The organism is Corynebacterium auriscanis, assembly GCF_030408435.1.
In the GTDB taxonomy this organism is placed as follows: domain Bacteria; phylum Actinomycetota; class Actinomycetes; order Mycobacteriales; family Mycobacteriaceae; genus Corynebacterium; species Corynebacterium auriscanis.
Genome location: NZ_CP047046.1, coordinates 1,911,872 through 1,931,442 on the forward strand (window position 1 = coordinate 1,911,872; position 19,571 = coordinate 1,931,442).

The window sequence follows — 19,571 nt, forward strand, 5'->3', positions numbered from 1 at the left end:
TGGACCCCATCCCTTCAAGGATAACAATACGGTAACGATTCCGTTCTGGGTGGCTTTACTCGCTATCCTCGCGGGCGTGCAACACAGCCTCGTACACTTCCCGCTTGCTGAGGTTGTGGCGCTTCGCGATCTCGCCTGCTGCCGCCTTCAATCGCATTCCACCGGCCACGAGCCCCTCAACTTCCCCGACCACATCAGCCGAGTCCACCCCCAGCTCTTCGGGATCCACAGCTCCAATCACCACACAGATTTCCCCCTTTACTTCCTTTGCATGAGCCCATTCGGCTACTTCGGCAGCAGAACCAGAACGAACCTCTTCGAAACGCTTGGTTAGCTCGCGGGCGACTGCAACGGGGCGTCGTGCCCCTAAAATCTCCACCGCAATATCCAAGGTCGCCTGCAAACGGTGAGGGGATTCAAAAAAACACGTAGCCGTGGTAGCAGTGAGCAAGTTGCTAAAGAATTCCCGGCGCGCGCCATCTTTGCGCGGAGCGAACCCCAGGAACGTGAAGTGGCCCATCCCCACACCCGAGAGCGCAAGCGCGGTGGGTACTGCAGAAGGACCAGGCAGGCAGGTCACCGGGACACCCGCAGCCCGGGCAGCTACAACCAGCGGGAATCCGGGATCGGAAACCGCAGGCATCCCCGCATCTGTCACCACGAGGATGCGCTTGCCGGCTTGGGCCTCTGCAACGAAATGACCGGCGCGATCGGATTCATTGTGGTCGAAGTTCGAAACCACCGTGCCGGTAATCATCACACCCAACGCATCGGCCAGCGCACGGGTGCGGCGCGTATCCTCCGCAGCGATGATATCCGCACTTGCCAAGGCATCGAGCAACCGAATGGAGGCATCCAGTGGGTTGCCCAAAGGTGTGGCTGCCAAGATGATACCCCCATGAGGGAGGGGTCGCTGTTCCTGGGCTCGATGCAAGAGGGACTCTACTGTCATTCCCCCAGCATGCCACTAGAGTTATTGGCTGTGACAGTTTCCACCCCAGAACCACGCCCGTCGAACCAAACCGATAGTGCCACGGCCACTGCCGAGAGCGGTACACAGCGCCCCGCTCTCCCCTCACGGGAGGATGTCTCTACCCCGGCGGAGCTCGGTCTGAGCCGTGCGGCGAATGATCGTGCGGCCCAGGGTGTGAGGACGTGGAGCCGGTGGGTGTGGATTCAGCTGAGCCTAGCAGTCTTCGCTGCCGTGAGTCGCTTGAGCTCGCTAGGGAAACCCACGGATGGTGGCACTCCCGTCTTCGACGAGAAACACTATGCCCCGCAATCGTGGCAAATCGCGATGAGCCAGACCAATCCCCTGATTGGTGGGATCGAGGACAACCCTGCCTACGGCTTGGTGGTACACCCGCCACTCGGTAAACAATTGGAGAGCATGGGCATGCAACTGCTGGGCTACAGCCCGGCCGGGTGGCGTGTGAGTTCTGCCCTGTGCGCAATTGCGGTTATCTTGCTAATCGCAGCCATCGCGCGGCGCATTACCAAATCGGAAGTGGCCGGAATGCTCGCCGGCATTTTCGCCCTGTGTGATGGCATCTTGTTTGTCACCGGCCGGTCAGCCATGCTGGATCATTTTCAGACCCTGTTTGTGGTGTCAGCGACGTATTTCTTGGTGCGCGATGCCCAGCAGATGGAGGGGCGGTTCCGCCGCGTTTTCGCCGAAGAACGTGTCCGTGACCACACCTTGGGCCCGCGCATGGGGTATCGCTGGTGGCGTTTCGCCGCTGGAGTGGCGCTGGCCGGTGCACTGTCCGTGAAGTGGTCGGGGCTGTATTACCTTGCTTTCGCTGGGTTGGCAATCGTCGCGATTGACTATGCCCGGCGCCGACGTTACGGGGTGCAACACCCTCTGCGTGGAACGTTGGTACTGGATAGCGCGCCGTCATTTTTTGCCTTGGTGATTGTGCCGGTCATCGGTTACATCGCCAGTTGGCGGGCCTGGTTCGCTTCGGAAACCGGGGTTTTCCGGCACGCAGTTGAAAGCGGTCGGTTTTCGGAATTGAATGAATCCGGGTTGACGTTTCTGCCCGATGTGGTGCGGAATTTCATCTACTATCACTCGTCCGTTTTGAAGTTCCATACGGCACTGACCAATTCGAATGGCCACCACCACTCCTGGGAATCTAAGCCTTGGTCATGGTTGGTGAGCAGCCGTTCGCTGCTGTACTACAGCCCTCCAGAAAAGGATGGAATTGTCCACAAAGTATTGCTGGTTGGCACCCCTGCAATCTGGTGGTTGTGTGTACCCGTAATCCTGTGGGGCGTATGGTGCCTGCTCATTCACCGCGATATGCGCTGGGCTGTCCCCGTGATCGGCTTTGCCGCGGGATTCCTACCGTGGCTGCCCACGCTAGATCGTCAAATGTACCTGTTTTACGCCGTGAACCTTGCTCCATTCTTGGTTATTGCGTTGGCGTTGGCCTGTTGCCAGCTTCTGCACACGGCGCGGGCGGAAAACAAGCGGTGGCCGGTCGTGCTCGTTGTTGGCTACGTGGCCGTGGTGGTGTGGAACTTCCTGTTCTTCCTACCGCTGTATACCGGTATGCCAATGACCAACGCGGAGTTCGCCGCGCGCATGTGGCTACCAAGCTGGCGGTAGCTAAGGCGGGCAACCGCCAAGAGCGCCTGCTGCTACAACATACCTACGCAGGCCGTTTTCACCCTAGCGGCGAGTTATTTACCCGAATCCACATCCCGGAAGCGTTGCGGTTCCTTATCCCCCAACCGGAACGAGGAATGCTCATCCAAATCAGCTGCGGAGAAATTAATTGGCCGGGCCGCTAAAGCGCGCCACGAGTGGCGCAGGGGTGTGAACATATGGTTCCGGCCTATCCAGCAGACCAACAAGGCCACGACCGCGCACAGGTGCACCAACAATCCCCACAAGGGGTTCGCAAACAACCCGCGCCCAGTGGTGACACCCACAAACTCGATGACAACCTCACGTGTGGCAAAACCGGCACCGAACGCCCACTGCGCCAAATAGATCGGCAAGATCGCACTGGAGACTTTCGGGCGCGCCGCGGCCCATGCAATACCCACCGCCAAAGCGAACTTGTCCACCGCGTTATCCATGATCAGCCTGGTGATGATGGGCCCGTTGGCGTCGTTATCCAAAACAGCAGGATTAACCGGAGTGGCAAACAGCAGCAGGCCAGCCCACGCCAAGTAAACCCCAGCTACCAAAATGAGGACTATGCGAGCAATTGTCATGGGCAGTTGCCGGTTCGTCACCCCAGAAGCGACAACGGGCATGGTATCGGCTGCAGCAAGAATGTGATCGGTGATCTTGGCTGGGTCTGGGGCGTGGTCGGCGACCTGGGACTGCGAATCGATAGAGCCAATGGTGAGGGAACGCCCTAGTGCCGTCACGGTGGTGTACCAACGCTGACACTCCTCACACACATCGAGGTGAGCGTCAATGACCTCATCGGGCAGCTCGGAGCGCTCGCCATCAAGCCGTGCAGACAGTGCAGCGCGTACCTGTTCACAGTCCACAGTGGCTCACCACATTCCTTCGTCAAGTGATCCGATTTCCGTAAGTGGCCAGGCGCTTGGGCCCAACACCGGTGGTTGTTTTCAGCGCTGTGGTTAAGCAAACCGCGCAAGCGCACGATCCAAGCTCGCCCGCCCGGCACCAAACACCACGATCATCAGCAAACTGGCCATCAACACAAGAATGTATTCCATACCGCCATCAGACACATAAAAGCCATGATGAGAAAACTGAAAATACAGCATGGCAGCGGCTATAACGAACAGCACGCCAGCGGCAGCTGTAGTAAGCACCCCGGCGATCAACATAGCCCCACAGAACATGAAAAGCACGGACACGGTCCATGCAAACACGCTGGGGTTGGGATAGCCCACACGGGCGAATTCGACGATCGTGCTGTTGTCTCCCACCATGCCCACACCGAAGACGTTGCGCCAACCGTGAGCGATGAACACCACCCCGAGGATGGCACGCAAAATGAACAGCGCGGTATCGCGCACAACTGGATGGTTCATTTAGACCGCGCGGATGTGACCGTTGTAGTAATCCCGCTCCTCATCGCCGTTGAAGAAGAAGTCGTGGCTGTCCACAACGGCGAGGTTGTGCAGCTCGGCATCTGCTTCATCCGGTTCAACGATGACGGCGCCGGGGCGCATAAGCCGTGCGGGGATCACACCCAATTCCTGGTCTTCCGTGTTACGTACACCCAACCGGGCGCGGCGCATCCGGGCCAGACGTCGACGACGCAGCTTGGCCTCCTCGATGGCGTTCTTGCGCAGGGCAATGAGGTAGAACGCAGTCATGGCGGTCATCACAACGGGCAACAGCCACGATGCACCTCCGCGCCAGAATGCTAGGGCTAGCGTCAGCACGAGAAGCGCAACCATACCCAGCAGCACGTGCTTGCGGCGCTGCTGACGGCGACGGTTTGCCGCGGCACTTGCCACCGGGTCGAAAACCCCGCGGCCGCGCCGGGATGCGATGTAGTTAATGTCATCTTCAGAGAGCTCCATGGAGTCGTAGAGTTTCTCCACGGGACGAGCAGTACCAACGGTAGCCAATTCCCGGACGTGATCGTCCCGTCCGCGTTCGTCATCGAAATCCACGCCGCGGAGAACTCCGGCGGGTACCTCCACAGGCTGGGGATTGATCGCCTCGACGCCCTCGTGTGCCTCACCGGTGTTGTCTGCATCGGTCGTGTCAGCTTCGTCGCGAGCGCCATCCACACGGCCCGCCAACGTGTCTGCCTTGCGAACTTTCTCCTCCGCTTCGCTGTTCGACTTTGCAGTCTTTTTGCGCTGTAGAGCTGCGACAACGTCTTCCTCGGCGATAGGGCCGAACTCCCCCGTATCGGTTTCATCGTGGGACTTGTACGAGTTGGCATCGACCTTTCGGGCCACACCGTACTCGGCGACTGCGACCGAACCATCATTGGCCGTGTCGCCGTTGGTTTTCATATCCCCGGCGGGGGCGTTCTTGGCCGCATCCTCATTGGCTGAGTCATCAGCCACGGCATCCCCGCGGACTTCCTCGATAACCTCGCCGTCGATCACGTCGCTGTCCTCAGCTTCCGCGTCAGCCTCGTCGCCTTGTGCTCCCACGGCCTCTACCGCATGACCATCCTGGCGTGCTACGGCCACGCTCTTGCCCGGAGTGCGCTGCGAGGATTCCGTGCCCTCGTCATCCAACAGCACGTATTCCGGTTCGGCATCCACCAGTTCCAGCTCTTCACCGCTGTCATCAACGGTGTACAGCGCCGGCGATGGGCGCAGCTTGCGCTTTTTGCGCAGCTCCGCACCGCCCGAATGTACGAGGCGTGTCTCGGTCAAGGCCTCAGAAGTCTGCCTTACTGGGCGGCGATTAAACAGCACCAAGGGCGTTAACAGGACGATCCAAACGACGGCAATTAGAAGCAGTGAACCGGGCACGAGTCTCGCTTCTCCTCAAATTGATAGGGCAATAGCTCCCCGCAGCGTTTTCGCCTCCGGGAACGTGGTGATAAAGATATTAAGCAACGCTATCCACGCTAGCGTTTTCAGTCGCAATCGGCCCTCAAGCCACGCCGATAAGCACCCCATCATTAAGCAATTTGCGCACCAGCGTGCCGTGGGCAGCGATCTCCTCCATCGTCACAGCAACCAGTAGATGATCGGTCCATTCCCCATTGATGTGCAGGTTTCGCAACAAAGTCCCCTCGTGGCGGAACCCCGCCTTCTCCAACACCTTGCGCGAGGCAATGTTTTCCTCCATCACGGTCGCCTCAATCCGGTGCATATCCACGTTGCGGAATGCATGGTCCACTCCCAACGCCACGGCCGCGGTGGCAACCCCCTGGCCTTGGACGCCGCTGTATACCCAGTACCCGACCCAGCAACTTTTGATCGCCCCGTGCTGAATGTTCCCTAACGTCAGCTGGCCGGCGAACCGACCATCTACTTCAATGGCCATGGGCACGACCGCTCCCCGGTCTGCCCACTGCATGAGGTTGCGATAGGTGTACTTCCACCCTTGAGTGTTGTGAGCCTGTTCCCACCCACTCGTTGCGGTCGGCTCAACGGGTTCCAACAATCGGCGGTCGGCAATTCTGTATCGACGCCATGCCACGCCATCCCCACGTTCCAAATTCCGTAGGTGCACACGTCGCCCTGACTTCGTGATGACGGTTGGGGTGTCCACCGGCCACCCCAACCTGCCGGTGCTCGCTCCGGTAAGGAAACTCAAAAAGTTCATGATGCTACCTACCCCCGGGTCGCTGAACGCGTGAACACGACCCCGCTAGGCCCGGTTCGTCAGGAACATCACATCAACCACCGAACCCGGCGCGATGTGGGCTACGTCCACCGGAACCACAATCAAACAGTTCGCCCGGCCGTGGCTACCCAACAGATGTGTTGGCTCGCCGCCATCGGCGGCTCCCAATGGATCCACCAAGAAGTCACCGGTATCCCGATCGCGCATCAGCTGGCCACGAATAAATCCCCTTCGGTGCGGCGCGGATTCAATAGAAGCGATGGTGCGTGCTTGAACCACGCGACGGTTCGACTGGCGTTGACCGCGAATGAGCTGGATTAGTGGGCGCACCATGACTTCAAAAGCCACCAGCGCAGCCGACGGGTTAGCCGGCAGCAGGAATGTCGGCACCTTGTCGGCGCCAAGGGTTCCAAAGCCCATGACGGACCCGGGGTGCATGGCAACACGTGTGATCTCCAGCTCGCCTAGCTCTGCAAGAACCTCTCGCAGCTCTTCGCTGGCGGTACCGCCCACTGCACCGGTGATCACCACAACTTCAGAACGGATGAGCTGGCCTTCGATGATGTCCTTCATCCGGCGAGGCTCTCCCCCGACGATTCCCAGGCGGTGCACTTCTGCACCTGCTTCTCGCCCTGCTGCGGTGAGGGCATAGGAATTGACGTCGTAGATCTTGCCGAGGGATGGTTCGCGATCAATATCGATCAGCTCTTGCCCAAAAGCCATTACGGCCATACGTGGCCGTGGATACACCAGCACCTTCGACCGGCCCACACCGGCCAACAATCCGACCTGAGCAGCGCCGATGACTGACCCCTGCTCCACGACCACATCGCCAGGTTGCACGTCCGAACCCTTGCGGTGGACGAATTCCCCCGGCTGGAGCAACTCTTGCGGAATGATGCGGCGACCCTGAGTTTCCGCCCAATCCAGGGGCAGCACGGCGTCGGCCAAAGTAGGTAAAGGGGCACCTGCGTGAACCCTGACGCACTGCCTAGGCTGCAAACGAACCGGTCGGTGGGATCCCGCTGTGACCTCACCGACGATAGGCAGCGCGGTGCGACGTGCTGGTTGGTCGTCGCTGGAATCGGCGCCCTCCGATGGCTCCCCATCAACCGGAGTGGGATCCAGTGCCTGACGGATGTCCACACACCGAACGGCATAACCGTCGATGGCAGCCTGATCGAATCCAGGGAAGTGTTCCGTGCCTTCTACCTGCTCAGCGCACCTCAAACCCAGAGCCTCGGAAATGGCCACACGCACGGGTTCGGGGGTGACCGCAGCAGCTGTGATGGTTGCCAGCTGCTCCTCAACTGTCCGCATTACTTTGGGGTTCCTTCCTCGACCTTAGACTGCACTCGGCGGGTGGGGCCGGGTGGTTAGGAGAGATTTTTAGCTATCTTCTTCCGCCAGACGTTGATTCAACCAGTTCCGCAGCGAAGGACCGTAAGTATCATCCTTGAGGGCAAAGTCCACGCAAGCGCGAATATATCCACCAGGGTTACCGAGGTCATGGCGCTGACCGTGGTGGACCAAAATGTGCACTGGGTGCCCCTCCGTAATCAGCAGCTCAATGGCATCGGTGATCTGGATTTCCCCACCCTTGCCGGGTTTAGTGCGGCGTAGGGCATCAAAGATGCCGCGGTCCAATAGGTAACGCCCGGTAGCTACGAAGTTACTGGGAGCCTCGTCAATGTCAGGCTTTTCCACCATCGCCTTGACGGCCTTAACGTTTTCCTCACCGGAGTCCTCGATATCGAACACACCGTACTTGCTGACGTCCTCGCGCGGCACTTCAAACGCACACAACACGGATCCACCAAACTTCTGGCGGATAGCCAGCATTTGATCCATCGCACCGAATGGCAAAACCAGATCATCCGGCAGCATAACGGCAAAGCAGTCTTCTTCGTCATCAAGCACAGCCTCCGCCAGCCCAATCGCGTGCCCCAGCCCCAAGGGCTTTTCCTGCTCCACGGGCACAACATCAATCAGGCCATCGACGGCGCGAACTTTATCCAGCTGGGTTTGCTTATCGCGCGCCTCGAGAGTTTCCTCGAGCTCTAAGTCAGTGCGAAAATGCGCCATGATCCCGTCCTTTTTGGGAGCGGTGATAATGGCCAGACGGTCCGCTCCCGCAGCAGCGGCTTCATTCGCGATCAATTCGATGCCGGGAGTATCCACCACGGGCAGGAGTTCCTTAGGGACCGTTTTGGTCGCAGGCAGGAACCTAGTTCCAAGACCAGCTGCGGGAACAACCACAGTGCGAACACGCGCCGGTGCCGTGTTTTGATCAGTCGTAGGGGTAGAAGACATGCCAAGAATCGTACCGTTAATCGCAGGTATTTCGCGTTAACTACACTCCCGATTCATCATTAAGTTGACGGTCGCTATGAGTTTTTCTGCCAAATCTTCCCCGCGCCCTACGTCCCGCCCCGAACCACTGCTAAGAGTAGGTTTTGTGATTATGGACACGATAAGGGAGCAGAAACGTCAACTTCGCCGGGAAATACGGCAGCGGCGACGCGCCGTGCCCGCACCCGAGCGTCAATCCCGCGATACGGCAATTCAGAATAATCTGCGCGAGTTTTTAACACAGGTCGACCCCTCCGCAGTGTGCGCCTACTCCCCCATGCCCGGCGAACCAGGTGGCGCTGACCTGCCGGAATTCATCCGTCGTTGCCTTCCTTCCGAGGTTCCCATTTTCTTGCCCCGCGTGGTTTCCTTGGATGGACAGAAACTGGAGTGGGCCGAGTACACCGGTGAGCTATCAGTGAGCGATTGGGGAATCCCCGAGCCTGTGGGACCAGTTGTTTTGGATGTGTTCATGAAAGACCCGCTGATTATCTTGCCCGCACTTGCTATAGACTGTTACGGACGTCGACTGGGACAAGGCGGAGGATTCTACGACACCTTCTTTTCCCACAAACCTCCAAGAATCGTTTCTTGTGCGGTTGTCGACGATACCGAACTCATCGACCACGTTCCCACGGAAGACCACGACCTGACTGTGGGCTACATCATCTCGGGGACTGCCGTGGTCCAAAAGAAAGGAAATTAAGGCATGCTTAAGGGCTTCAAGGACTTCATCATGCGTGGCAACGTGATCGAACTCGCGGTCGCAGTTGTCATGGGTACCGCATTCACCGCGATTGTTACCGCTTTCACCAAGGGGATCATCGATCCCCTACTCGCTTCTATCGGTGGCAGCCCAGACATTGGATTTGGGTTCTTCGTCCGCGAGGGGAACCCAGCGACCTTCATCAATATCGGCGCCATCATCACTGCGATCATCAATTTCTTGATCGTGGCCGCAGTCATTTACTTCGTAATGATTGCGCCAATGAATAAGCTGGCTGAGATCACTGCCCGCCGCAAGGGCATCGCTCCTGAGGAAGCTGCAGCGACGGACGTTGAACTGCTGACCGAGATCCGTGACCTGCTGCGCGAGCAGCGCGCGGGGCAAACCGACCCAGCCCTGCAACAGCGCTTGGACCGGGCAGAGACGATGACCCCAAACGGCGACGACGCCACTGAGGCCACTGCTAACAAGTACGGCCGCCACGCTGAGTAATTAAGACCCCAGTGCGGGGGCTTGTACTCCCGCCAACACTCACGCACCCCAGTGCGGGGGCTTGTACTCCCGCCAACACTCACGCACCCCAGTGCGGGGGCTTCTGTTCCCGCCAAAACTCATCATCGAACGAGTGACTAGTTCGGCGTGGGGACGTTGAGCCCGTGGCGTCAAAATGTGAAGTGCGCCCTTGGCCCTTTGAACCTAGAGTTCCGAAAGAGCGGCGAGCGAGGCGGCGGGGAGTTTTAGACACGGCGTTAATGGCTAGACGTTGTAGGGGGAGTTGCACACTGTGCGGGGGGAATCTTGCGGTGGGGAGTAAACACTGCGGCGGTGGGTTAAACGTTAAGTTCGCCGATGACGTGACGAACCAGCGGACCCAACGTAGCCATACCGTCGCGGATCGCCTCCCGAGATCCAGCAATATTCACAATCACGGTAGAGCCCGATACTCCGGCAATGCCCCGCGAAAGACCCGCATGCAGGGAGTTCGCAGATAGACCGGAGGACCGAAGAGCTTCGGCAATACCCGGAATCCTGCGGTCCAGTTCCTTCTGTGTCGCCTCGGGCGTTTTATCCCGTGGCCCCACCCCGGTACCACCAATGGTCACAACCAAGTCCGTGCCACCGACCACGCCGGTTTGGATAGCTTGACGGATGGCAGCCTTACGACTTTCAACCTCGAGGATTGCATCGACAAGGAAGTCCTCTTCAGACAGTAACTCCCCGACCAACTCCCCAAAACGGGCATGTTTTTCCGGCTGGTCCGTGACGATGACCACCATGGCGTGCAGGAGCGCGCGCCGAGTGGGGTCTTGATACATTCGGGCTTCGGCATCCAAGGTGTGGAAGAGTGCGTCATCGGGTTCCGGAATATCGCCGGTCACGCGCTCTAGTTCCTCGTTATCCACTTCCCCAACTTTTGGGATGTTCATGGGCAATAGAAATCTTCCGGTCGGGCTTACACTGGAAATGTCCAATTAACCGTATCCCGCCAATAACGTGGCTGTACAGACAAGCGCCAATTTATGGGGGATGACGGGGGATAGCAGGAGTTCTACCTAGAACCGAGTGTGACCTCGATCTTCTCTTCATCCCCGCTGCCCTTAGGCAATACGGTCAAGGTCACGGTATCGCCGACCCGGTGGGAACGGATGGCCGCGATGAGTCCAACCCCACCCTCAACCAAACGATCATCTACCTTTATAACGATATCTCCATCTTTAAGACCGGCCTTGGCCGCGGGACTGCCTTCGTTCACACGCACGATCTGCGCGCCTTGGTTAGGCGAGTTTGGGCTAGTGTTCACTTGAGCGCCAATTGCGGGATGTTCAACCTTCTTCTTGTCGATCAACTGCTTGGCGATATCTTGTGCCTGATTGATCGGGATAGCGAAGCCCAAGCCAATAGAACCGGACTGCTGACCTTCGCCACCGCCGAGCGTCGCAATGACCGACGGAATACCGACCAGTTCGCCGGCCATGTTGACCAGCGCGCCACCGGAATTACCGGGGTTAATCGCAGCATCGGTTTGAATTGCATCGATCAGCGAGGCCTCGCCACCCTTTTCACCGCCGGCCTGCACCGGGCGGTTTTTGGCGGAAACAATGCCAGTGGTCACCGTGGAAGACAGCCCCAAAGGAGAGCCGATGGCGACGACGTCTTGGCCCACATTGAGCTTGTTCGAATCACCGAATTTGATGGGTGTTAGATCGGTCGCACCTACCGCCTTGATCACAGCCACATCCGTTGTCGGATCCGCCGCCACCAACTTCGCCTTGAGCACACGGCCGTCATTGAGCTGCACGGCGATCTGGGCCACACCGTCCTCGGCGCCGGCAACGACGTGGTTGTTGGTGACGATCAAACCATCATTACTAATAATCGACCCGGACCCATCAGCGCCGGAACTGGCGGTTTTCACTTGGATGGAGACCACGCTGGGTAGTACTTTAGCGGCTACTTCTTCCACACTGCCCTGCGCAGGTGGGCGCCCACTAGTGTTCTTCGTATCACTCGTGGGCTTTTTCTCATCGAACGATGTAGAGGAACTGGAAGTGTAACCGGTCCCGTTCAATTCGTTTCCCACAACCGCGGTGGCTGCACCGGCGACCAAGGAACCAGCTAGCACCATCGCCACCAGGGTGGCAGTTGACCAGCGCTTGGGTTGCTGCGGTGGCGGAAACTGGGCTGTCTGGAACTGCGAGGAGGCAGGATGCGACGCAGTTGGGTACGAAGACTGAGGGTGAGGCGATACCTGGCCCGGGCCGGACATGTAAAGGCCCTGCGCATCGTGCTGGCTCACGCCGTACTGGCCCTGCGCATCGTGCTGGCTCACGCCGTATTGTGTGGTGTCGTTTTGGGTTGATCCGGACTGTGTGGTGTCGTTTTGGGTTGATCCGGACTGTGTGGTGTCGTTTTGGGTTGATCCGTATTGAGATGTGTCGTGCTGGGATGTACCTGACCGCTGGGGAGCCTGCGCACCATACGGGGTCGAACCGTACTGGGATGAACCAGATTGCTGCGACGCCTGCGCACTCGGTTGCTGAGGCGATGGCTGACCGTCGAACTGCCCCTGGTCCCAGGAGCCCGTGCCGTAATCATTCCCGCCGGGGTTGTTCGTCGTCATGTTGTTCAGCCTTCCATCTTTCATTAATTATTCGTGCACGAAATGCGCTGCCTCAGTGGGAGTTATTCCGCTCTGCTGGGGCTGTGTGACCATTCGGCGCATCGAGCTCTGCTGAGCTGTGTTGCTCTAGGAACGTCGAGCTCCACTGAGCTGTGCGGCCTTTCGAAGTGCCGGGCCCGCTCTTTTACACACGAGCTATATTGTGCTCCCGAAACGTAAAAACCACCCCACACTCGGCTGCAGGCTCACTTGGAAGTCCAATTTACCTGCGCTTCAAACATTCAGTTGACACACAGCAAACATCCAGCCTACCCCTGCGGCACGCTAGCTCCACTGCCGCGTGAGTAATGTGCTGTCCCTACGGTGCGTAGGGCTCGCTGCCCTCTACCGAGAAGGGAGTCTAACGCCCGTTGCGGCGCAAGGGATTCACTTGTCTTCTTTATCGACACCCACCTCCACAGCTAAGGCAGTACCAACTCCGCCCCTTGCGATGGCCACCTCACTTGTCTTCTTTATCGACACCCACCTCCACAGCTAAGGCAGTACCAACTCCGCCCCTTGCGATGGCCACCTCACTTGTCTTCTTTATCGACACCCACCTCCACAGCTAAGGCAGTACCAGCTCCGCCCCTTGCGATGGCCGCCTCACTTGTCTTCTTTATCGACGCCCCCTTCTACCGCCATGACGGGATCCCCCGGCAGCCGCACAACCATCATCGCTCCCCCATCGTCACTTTCGTCGGCGCGGATGCTGCCACCGTGGCGTTCCACCATATGTTTCACAATGGACAGCCCCAAGCCCGAACCGGGCATGGACCGCGAGCTAATGGAGCGATAGAAGCGGTCGAAGACACGCTCGCGCTCGCCCTCGGGTATGCCAGGGCCACTATCGGATACGCGCAACTCCAGCTCCCTGCCAGCAGGAATCATGTCGATACGGACAGTGCCATCTGTGGGCGACCACTTGGCGGCATTATCCAGCAAATTGAGAAGTGCGCGACTCATGCCAAAACTGTCCCCTTCCAACGTCCACTCCACCTTGCGGAACTCAAACCGTACATCAGGGCGGCGGCGCTGAACGCGCCCAATGCAGCCCTCCAAAATATTTGCAACGTCGACGGTGGCAAGGGGCACTTCGTGTGTTTCCTCGCGAGCCAATTCCACTAAGTCACCGATGAGGGAACTCATCTCTTCAATCTGCGCAATCACATCTCGCTCGATATCCGCACGATCTTCATCGCTGATCGTCGCCTGTTCATTTTTGGATGCCTGCATCAACAGTTCGATGTTTGTGCGCATCGACGTCAGGGGTGTTTTCAGCTCATGCGAGGCATCTGCGACTAGATTGCGTTGCTTCGTTTGGGCATCCTCGAGTGCGCTCATCATGTCGTTGAAGGATTGGGTGAGCGAGCTGAGTTCGTCGTGACTGTAGACCGTAATCTTGCGCAGTTCACCAGTTTCCGTTACGCGGTCGGCAGCGCGCCTGAGCCGTCCGATGGGCTGCAAACCAGCATTCACAATCGCGATACTCAGAATGATCGCGCCCACGGCCCCCGACACGCCTACGAGCACCAAGACCAGTTCAAGCGCATTCAGCGTCTGCTTCGTAAGCGCTAGGTCTTGGGCCACCACAATCACGCGCCCGTCGACGGTTCGCACGGCGAACAGGCGTTCGCTATCGGTGGTATCAAAATTGAAGGGTTCTTCACCCCTCATTACGGAAATCTGCGGTGAGCGCAGAACGGATTCGAACTGGCGGATCGGAGTGGACTGGCCGGTGTGGCTGGAAGGAATGATCATGATCCGCATGTTGCTTGACACTTCATGGAATCGAGGCGTGTATTCCCCGTTGGCGTCGTAATCATCAGGAAAGGGTTGCTCAGAACGGTCAATTGCCGCCTGCGCGCGTGTTTGCAGGTTTTTGTCCAGTTCCGTGTAGAGAACCTGGCTCACCGACGTATACGCAGTAATCGTGATTACCAAGATGGTGATGAGCACCATGAGGGCAACGAGGATCGAAAGGCGCGCCCGCAGCGATAAGCCGCGGACAGAGAAACGAGCGACATGCAGCCAGGATGGCCGGCCAAACTTGCCTCCTACCCTGCTGGATGACGCTCGGTCTTCAAAGAGATCTTCATCCCGCCCCTCCGCGGAGCGCCGATCCCAGGGGGAGGCTTCAGCAGGAAGCCTCCGGAGAATCATGGGGCTGTCTCACGCAAGACGTACCCCACTCCGCGAACCGTATGGATAAGGCGGCTTTCCCCTTCTAGTTCAGTCTTCTTACGCAAGTACCCGATATAAACCTCCAGCGCATTGCCCGAGGTAGGGAAATCATAGCCCCAGACCTCTTCCAAGATGTTGTTGCGGGACAGAACCTTACGCGGGTTTCGAATAAGCAATTCCAGCAACGCAAATTCGGTGCGGGTCAAGCTGATTTGGCGCTCACCCCGGCGCACATCGCGAGTATCTGGGTTCAGCGTAAGGTCTTCGAACCGCAGTGGTTCATGGCTTTGCGCCTCGTTAATCGCGGGTCGAGTTGCCCGACGGAATAGGGATCGAGTGCGTGCCAGCAATTCCTCGAGAGCGAATGGCTTCGGCAAGTAATCATCAGCACCGGCATCGAGACCGGCGACGCGTTCAGAGACTGCATCGCGAGCAGTGAGCAGGAGAATCGGAATGTCGTCACCGTGACTACGCAATTCGCGGCATACTTCCAAACCGTCACGTTTTGGCATCATGACGTCCAGGATTGCCAAATCAGGACGTTCAGACGCAATCTTTTCCAACGCTTCCGCACCATCCGTGGCAAGAACCACGGTGTAGCCATTGAAAATGAGCGATCGGCGAAGGGATTCGCGAACCGCCTGATCGTCATCGGCAACAAGAATTTTCATGTGCACCATTTTGCCCCGTCCCCGTGCGATGTGTAAACCGGTGACGCCCGACCTGCCGTTGTGAGCGCAGCCTCAGGGTAACCTACGGTTTTCCTTTTGCCTTACTTACCTTCTACTCAATATCGAAGTAGCACACACGCGGAGCTACATCGGCATCCAATGGAATTGGTAGCGACCTACCCCGACCGATTCACCCCATACCTGTAGAAACCAAACCACCACACACAAAACTTGTCACGCCCACTCGTTCACAGAATCACGCAGCCCGTTGTTTGTTAGATGCAGCCCGTTATTTGTTAGCCGCAGCCCGTTATCTTGTTAACAGTTCCCCGCATTATGAACGGCGTGGGTGGATCACCCGCCGCCCACTTACTAGTTCGCACCCCAATCAACCACGCACCCGTTCACGCAATTGACCATCCCACCCCGGCCAACCACCCTTACCGCGATCGACCAACCACGCACCCGCTTACATAATTGACCATCCCATCCCAGCCAATCACCCGTACCGCGATCGACCAACCATGCACCCGTTCACGCAATTGACCATCCCACCCCGGCCAACCACCCTTACCGCGATCAACCAACCACGCACCCGCTCACACAATGTGCAGCAGAACTCTGACAAAATGACCGGTGGGGTCTAGTGGTGAATGCAACACCCTGATTTGTTCATGAGGTGTTGATGATGTCCTACACTCCCGATCCTGCTGTTGTTGCTGCTTTCGACCTGATCGCGAACCACCGCTACAGCGCACTGCACGCAGCCCAAGCCACCGGCTGTACCGACCGTGCGTTGCGGGACTACATCACAAGCCAAGGTGCGCGCCTTGCGCGGGGACGTGGTGGTGGTGGTCTTGCCACCCACAAGACAACCACCCAGATGATGGTCATGTTCTTAGCATGTGCTGGGCGAAGTGATCACGATATTGCCGCCAGAACTGGTGTCCACCCAGTTACCGTGTACCGGTGGGTACATAATTCTGTCATGCCTGTGCCCCGCCCGTCGGTATCGTCGACAAGTAACCGTGATCAACCCATTGTGTTGTCAGTAGACCCCGTGGTGGTGAATTATCAGCCAGCGACAGTCAAAGTCGGCCGGGGTATGCGCTTAACCGCGTTCGACAGGGTCTACATCAAGTTTTGCCTAGATCAGAGTTATTCCATCCGCCGCACCGCCCGACAACTCGGCAGGCATCCCAGCGTGATCAGCCGCGAGGTCACCCGCAACAGTATCGACGGGGTGTATCACCCACTGATAGCCCAGCAACGCAGCATCGATGCAGCCAAACGCCCGAAACCGCGAAAACTTGATGCTCATACCACGTTACGACGTATCGTCATTCGACTGCTTGAACCGGCAGGTCTCACCGAGACGTATCGTAGCTAGGCTGAAACGTTTATCCGGCATTCATCAGGAGTTGACCTTGTCACACGAAACGATGTACCAAGCCCTCTACGTCCAAGCAGCTGGTGGGCTACGCCATGAGTTAACCGTCGACTACGCCCTTTCGATCAGGTCGCACAGGACGACGACCCCGCTCGAAGCTACCGACTCGCGGGCGCGGGGCGAAACCATGGGTTCATGGCGCGACAATACTCCACCCGCCCACCACACGCTGCTGACCGGGCAGTGCCAGGGCATTGGGAAGGTGATCTCGTGTGAGGCGCTCAGGGTGGAAAGCACGCGATCATCACCTTGATAGAACGGCATAGCCGGTTGTTCATGGCCAGGTTGTTAACCACCGATCACACGTCCCAGACCGTGGTCACCGCGTTGAAAGACATGCTCGGGCAGATCAACCAGATGGCTATCGCCCCAGACCGTCGCGTCCAGACCCTGACCTGGGATCAGGGCGCGGAAATGGATGCCAGTGGTCAGCTGGCCGAACATTTTGAGGGGTTGAAGCTCTACTTCTGCGATCCGCACTCCCCATGGCAGCGGCCGAGTAACGAGAATATTAATGCCGAGCTACGCCGATTCATTCCGAAAGGCACCGATCTTGCCACGGTGACCCATGAGCAACTCCAGGAATATGAAGACCTCATCAACGACACTCCACGGGTGGTGCTAGATGGACTGACCCCGAGGGAAGTATTCTTTAACCTCGACCCATCCGAAGATGTTGCATTCACCGCCTGACCCTTCCACCCATATTTGTTGGACTTCTGCTGCACATTCGTTGTTCAACGCAAGAATTCCGGCGCCCGGGGCGTTCGAAAGAGCCTCGTATACCCTTCCGAACCACGCACCCGCTCACACAATTGGCCATCCCACCCCGGCCAACCACCCTTACCGCGATCAACCAACCACGCACCCGCTCACACCCAACCAACCACGCACCCGCTCACACAATTGACCATCCCACCCCGGCCAACCACCCTTACCGCGATCGACCAACCACGCACCCGCTCACACCCAACCAACCACGCACCCGCTCACACCCAACCAACCACGCACCCGCTCACACAATGTGCAGCAGAACTCTGACAAAATGACCCATTTTTGTTGGACTTCTGCTGCACATTTGTTGTTCAACGCAAGAATTCCGGCGCCCGGGGCGTTCGAAAGAGCCTTGTACACCCTTCCGAACTACGCACCCGCTCACACAATGTGCAGCAGAACTCTGACAAAATGACCCATTTTTGTTGGACTTCTGCTGCACATTTGTTGTACAACGCAAGAATTCCGGCACCTGGGGCGTTCGAAAGAGCGTCGTACATCCTGCCGAACCGCGCCCCGTGCACCCTTCCGAACCGCGCCTCGTACATCCAGTCGAACTGCGCCTCTAACATCCTTTCGAACTACGCCTCTTGCACCCTGCCGAACTGCGCCTCGTATCCCCTTCCGAACTGCGCCTCTAACATCCTTTCGAACTGCGCCTCTTACATCCTGCCGAACTGCCTACCCTCCTCGGCACCCTCACAACCAGCCGATTACACGCCAATCCCAAACGACTCTTTGGCATACGGAAACCAACATCGGCGACATTGGGAAACAAGATTCGCACAGCCCTAACCACCTCACCTGCAGAGGTGACAATCTACAAAGGAACACCCAGCCCCGCGCCCAAAAGACAGCAATACACGCACTCATCTCTAGAGCCAGTGCACCTGACCACCACAGCGGTCTTGGCCTATCAGCGAGTTGCCGTAAAAAGCGAAAAGCCGGACCAATAGACGAGACGAATACACGAGAAGCGAAGCGGAAAGCGAAGCGGAAAGCGAAGCGGAAAGCGAAGCGGAAAGCGAAGCGGAAAGCGAAGCGGAAAGCGAAGCGGAAAGCGAAGCGGAAAGCGAAGCGGAAAGCGAAGCGGAAAGCGAAGCGGAAAGCGAAGCGGAAAGCGAAGCGGAAAGCGAAGCGGAAAGCGAAGCGGAAAGCGAAGCGGAAAGCGAAGCGGAAAGCGAAGCGGAAAGCGAAGCGGAAAGCGAAGCGGAAAGCGAAGCGACTGCGCAAGAAGCGATACAAATAGGCGAAACGAACAAAAAACTGCCCACCGGAGAACCCCGTAGGCAGTTTTGGTGTTTACGCTTGGCCCCACAATCACCGCGAGGCCCACACACGCTAGTCGAGGTCGATCAGACCCAGCTGAGCAGCCTTCACCAGTCGACGCGGGATCTGAACCTCTTGGCCCTGAACCTTCACGTTGGAAAGGGCGACATTGTCGGCCTTCCACTGGGAACGACGGGAGTGGGTGTTTGCGCGGGACATGCGACGCTTTGGTACAGCCATTATTGAACCCTTCTCTTTCTCTCTTGCTTACTTCTTCTTGCGGCGGGCCATCGAGCCGTAGCGACGCTGGAACTTCTCCACGCGACCTGCGGTGTCCATCACACGTTGTGCGCCGGTCCAGAATGGGTGAGACTCACTGGTGACGTCCACAACGATCAGTGGGTACTCGTTGCCGTCTTCCCACTCAACAGTGCGCTCAGAAGTGGCGGTGGAACGAGTCAGGAACTGGTGTCCGGTGCTCGCATCCTTGAAAACCACTGCGTGGTAATCAGGGTGGATATCCTTCTTCATAATTAATCCCTCAGGTTTTCTACATCGGGTCGGTCCATGAATCATTTCTGACAGCGTGGTCGTGCCCGAGTCGGGTTAGAATTACAACTCTCCCCGGGTGTTACCGAGGATTCGTACAATCGATGAATCTTAGTTCTTCCTGCCCCCAATTGGAAATCCGACCCCTACTGCAGGCGAGATGGGGCGTCGCG

The 19,571-nt window shown here is 58.0% G+C and carries 18 protein-coding genes and 1 pseudogene; 5 read left to right on the plus strand and 14 right to left on the minus strand.

The features are described 5' to 3' along the window. Nucleotides 1-55 precede the first annotated feature (55 nt). On the minus strand, nt 56-952 hold the full coding sequence (rsmI, locus tag CAURIC_RS08120) for a 16S rRNA (cytidine(1402)-2'-O)-methyltransferase (protein ID WP_035113269.1): 897 nt from the start codon (nt 950-952) through the stop codon (nt 56-58). A 195-nt stretch (nt 953-1,147) separates the two neighbouring features. On the opposite strand from rsmI, the gene CAURIC_RS08125 reads away from it, so the two are divergent. Continuing rightward, nucleotides 1,148-2,614 (plus strand): dolichyl-phosphate-mannose--protein mannosyltransferase, encoded by a 1,467-nt coding sequence (locus CAURIC_RS08125; protein WP_035113446.1) that lies wholly within the window; start codon nt 1,148-1,150, stop codon nt 2,612-2,614. Between the two features lie 74 nt (nt 2,615-2,688). Here the strand turns inward: CAURIC_RS08125 and CAURIC_RS08130 are convergent, their stop codons facing one another. The 6 genes from CAURIC_RS08130 to CAURIC_RS08155 form a co-directional block, all read right to left on the minus strand. Then, nucleotides 2,689-3,513, minus strand: coding sequence for a zf-HC2 domain-containing protein (locus CAURIC_RS08130; protein WP_035113268.1), 825 nt, complete (start codon nt 3,511-3,513; stop codon nt 2,689-2,691). A gap of 93 nt (nt 3,514-3,606) precedes the next feature. After that, entirely contained in the window at nt 3,607-4,026 is a 420-nt protein-coding gene (locus CAURIC_RS08135) for a DoxX family protein (protein ID WP_035113267.1), read from the minus strand. Continuing rightward, nucleotides 4,027-5,439, minus strand: coding sequence for a divisome protein SepX/GlpR (gene sepX / locus CAURIC_RS08140; protein WP_052094793.1), 1,413 nt, complete (start codon nt 5,437-5,439; stop codon nt 4,027-4,029). A gap of 124 nt (nt 5,440-5,563) precedes the next feature. Then, nucleotides 5,564-6,241 carry a GNAT family N-acetyltransferase gene (locus CAURIC_RS08145; RefSeq protein ID WP_052094791.1) on the minus strand — a complete coding sequence of 226 codons (678 nt, stop codon included), beginning with the start codon at nt 6,239-6,241 and terminating at the stop codon, nt 5,564-5,566. Between the two features lie 45 nt (nt 6,242-6,286). After that, nucleotides 6,287-7,582: a molybdotransferase-like divisome protein Glp gene (gene glp, locus CAURIC_RS08150; RefSeq protein ID WP_035113266.1), complete on the minus strand. Its 1,296-nt coding sequence runs from the start codon at nt 7,580-7,582 to the stop codon at nt 6,287-6,289. 69 nt (nt 7,583-7,651) lie between these two features. Further along, on the minus strand, nt 7,652-8,575 hold the full coding sequence (locus CAURIC_RS08155) for a UTP--glucose-1-phosphate uridylyltransferase (RefSeq protein ID WP_290182423.1): 924 nt from the start codon (nt 8,573-8,575) through the stop codon (nt 7,652-7,654). A gap of 151 nt (nt 8,576-8,726) precedes the next feature. On the opposite strand from CAURIC_RS08155, the gene CAURIC_RS08160 reads away from it, so the two are divergent. Further along, nucleotides 8,727-9,320: a 5-formyltetrahydrofolate cyclo-ligase gene (locus CAURIC_RS08160; RefSeq protein WP_172644034.1), complete on the plus strand. Its 594-nt coding sequence runs from the start codon at nt 8,727-8,729 to the stop codon at nt 9,318-9,320. A gap of 3 nt (nt 9,321-9,323) precedes the next feature. Beyond that, entirely contained in the window at nt 9,324-9,833 is a 510-nt protein-coding gene (gene mscL, locus CAURIC_RS08165) for a large conductance mechanosensitive channel protein MscL (protein ID WP_035113264.1), read from the plus strand. A gap of 338 nt (nt 9,834-10,171) precedes the next feature. On the opposite strand, the gene CAURIC_RS08170 is transcribed toward mscL, so the two are convergent. The 4 genes from CAURIC_RS08170 to CAURIC_RS08185 form a co-directional block, all read right to left on the minus strand. Beyond that, nucleotides 10,172-10,768, minus strand: coding sequence for a MogA/MoaB family molybdenum cofactor biosynthesis protein (locus CAURIC_RS08170; RefSeq protein ID WP_035113263.1), 597 nt, complete (start codon nt 10,766-10,768; stop codon nt 10,172-10,174). A gap of 122 nt (nt 10,769-10,890) precedes the next feature. Next, nucleotides 10,891-12,462, minus strand: coding sequence for a S1C family serine protease (locus CAURIC_RS08175; protein ID WP_235700659.1), 1,572 nt, complete (start codon nt 12,460-12,462; stop codon nt 10,891-10,893). Nucleotides 12,463-13,107: 645 nt separating this feature from the next. After that, the gene (locus CAURIC_RS08180; RefSeq protein WP_052094789.1) at nt 13,108-14,664 is read right to left on the minus strand and encodes a sensor histidine kinase; all 1,557 of its coding nucleotides are present in this window, start codon (nt 14,662-14,664) and stop codon (nt 13,108-13,110) included. Continuing rightward, nucleotides 14,661-15,356, minus strand: coding sequence for a response regulator transcription factor (locus CAURIC_RS08185; protein ID WP_035113260.1), 696 nt, complete (start codon nt 15,354-15,356; stop codon nt 14,661-14,663). Before CAURIC_RS08185 ends, CAURIC_RS08180 begins: the two co-directional genes overlap by 4 nt. Nucleotides 15,357-16,041: 685 nt before the next feature. Here CAURIC_RS08185 and CAURIC_RS08190 point away from each other — a divergent pair. Together CAURIC_RS08190 and CAURIC_RS08195 are read left to right on the plus strand one after the other, a co-directional pair. Next, nucleotides 16,042-16,746, plus strand: coding sequence for a helix-turn-helix domain-containing protein (locus tag CAURIC_RS08190; protein ID WP_290182430.1), 705 nt, complete (start codon nt 16,042-16,044; stop codon nt 16,744-16,746). A 297-nt stretch (nt 16,747-17,043) separates the two neighbouring features. Further along, a pseudogene (locus CAURIC_RS08195) lies at nt 17,044-17,499 on the plus strand (IS30 family transposase); the annotation flags it as partial. Nucleotides 17,500-18,455: 956 nt separating this feature from the next. Here the strand turns inward: CAURIC_RS08195 and CAURIC_RS08200 are convergent. The 3 genes from CAURIC_RS08200 to CAURIC_RS08210 all read right to left on the minus strand — a co-directional run bounded on the left by CAURIC_RS08200 (nt 18,456) and on the right by CAURIC_RS08210 (nt 19,380). Then, nucleotides 18,456-18,854, minus strand: coding sequence for a hypothetical protein (locus tag CAURIC_RS08200; protein WP_290182432.1), 399 nt, complete (start codon nt 18,852-18,854; stop codon nt 18,456-18,458). Nucleotides 18,855-18,921: 67 nt separating this feature from the next. Further along, nucleotides 18,922-19,089 carry a 50S ribosomal protein L32 gene (rpmF, locus tag CAURIC_RS08205; protein WP_013889006.1) on the minus strand — a complete coding sequence of 56 codons (168 nt, stop codon included), beginning with the start codon at nt 19,087-19,089 and terminating at the stop codon, nt 18,922-18,924. Between the two features lie 27 nt (nt 19,090-19,116). Beyond that, nucleotides 19,117-19,380, minus strand: coding sequence for a type B 50S ribosomal protein L31 (locus CAURIC_RS08210; RefSeq protein ID WP_035113259.1), 264 nt, complete (start codon nt 19,378-19,380; stop codon nt 19,117-19,119). Nucleotides 19,381-19,571 lie beyond the last annotated feature (191 nt).

Bases quoted from the DNA above. Each gene is read 5' to 3' on its own strand.
- CAURIC_RS08155 (WP_290182423.1), bottom strand. From the start codon at position 8,575: ATGTCTTCTACCCCTACGACTGATCAAAACACGGCACCGGCGCGTGTT.
- mscL (WP_035113264.1), top strand. From the start codon at position 9,324: ATGCTTAAGGGCTTCAAGGACTTCATCATGCGTGGCAACGTGATCGAA.
- rsmI (WP_035113269.1), bottom strand. From the start codon at position 952: ATGACAGTAGAGTCCCTCTTGCATCGAGCCCAGGAACAGCGACCCCTC.
- CAURIC_RS08185 (WP_035113260.1), bottom strand. From the start codon at position 15,356: ATGAAAATTCTTGTTGCCGATGACGATCAGGCGGTTCGCGAATCCCTT.
- CAURIC_RS08180 (WP_052094789.1), bottom strand. From the start codon at position 14,664: ATGATTCTCCGGAGGCTTCCTGCTGAAGCCTCCCCCTGGGATCGGCGC.
- glp (WP_035113266.1), bottom strand. From the start codon at position 7,582: ATGCGGACAGTTGAGGAGCAGCTGGCAACCATCACAGCTGCTGCGGTC.
- CAURIC_RS08190 (WP_290182430.1), top strand. From the start codon at position 16,042: ATGATGTCCTACACTCCCGATCCTGCTGTTGTTGCTGCTTTCGACCTG.
- CAURIC_RS08145 (WP_052094791.1), bottom strand. From the start codon at position 6,241: ATGAACTTTTTGAGTTTCCTTACCGGAGCGAGCACCGGCAGGTTGGGG.
- CAURIC_RS08170 (WP_035113263.1), bottom strand. From the start codon at position 10,768: ATGAACATCCCAAAAGTTGGGGAAGTGGATAACGAGGAACTAGAGCGC.
- CAURIC_RS08160 (WP_172644034.1), top strand. From the start codon at position 8,727: ATGGACACGATAAGGGAGCAGAAACGTCAACTTCGCCGGGAAATACGG.
- CAURIC_RS08175 (WP_235700659.1), bottom strand. From the start codon at position 12,462: ATGACGACGAACAACCCCGGCGGGAATGATTACGGCACGGGCTCCTGG.
- rpmF (WP_013889006.1), bottom strand. From the start codon at position 19,089: ATGGCTGTACCAAAGCGTCGCATGTCCCGCGCAAACACCCACTCCCGT.
- CAURIC_RS08210 (WP_035113259.1), bottom strand. From the start codon at position 19,380: ATGAAGAAGGATATCCACCCTGATTACCACGCAGTGGTTTTCAAGGAT.
- CAURIC_RS08135 (WP_035113267.1), bottom strand. From the start codon at position 4,026: ATGAACCATCCAGTTGTGCGCGATACCGCGCTGTTCATTTTGCGTGCC.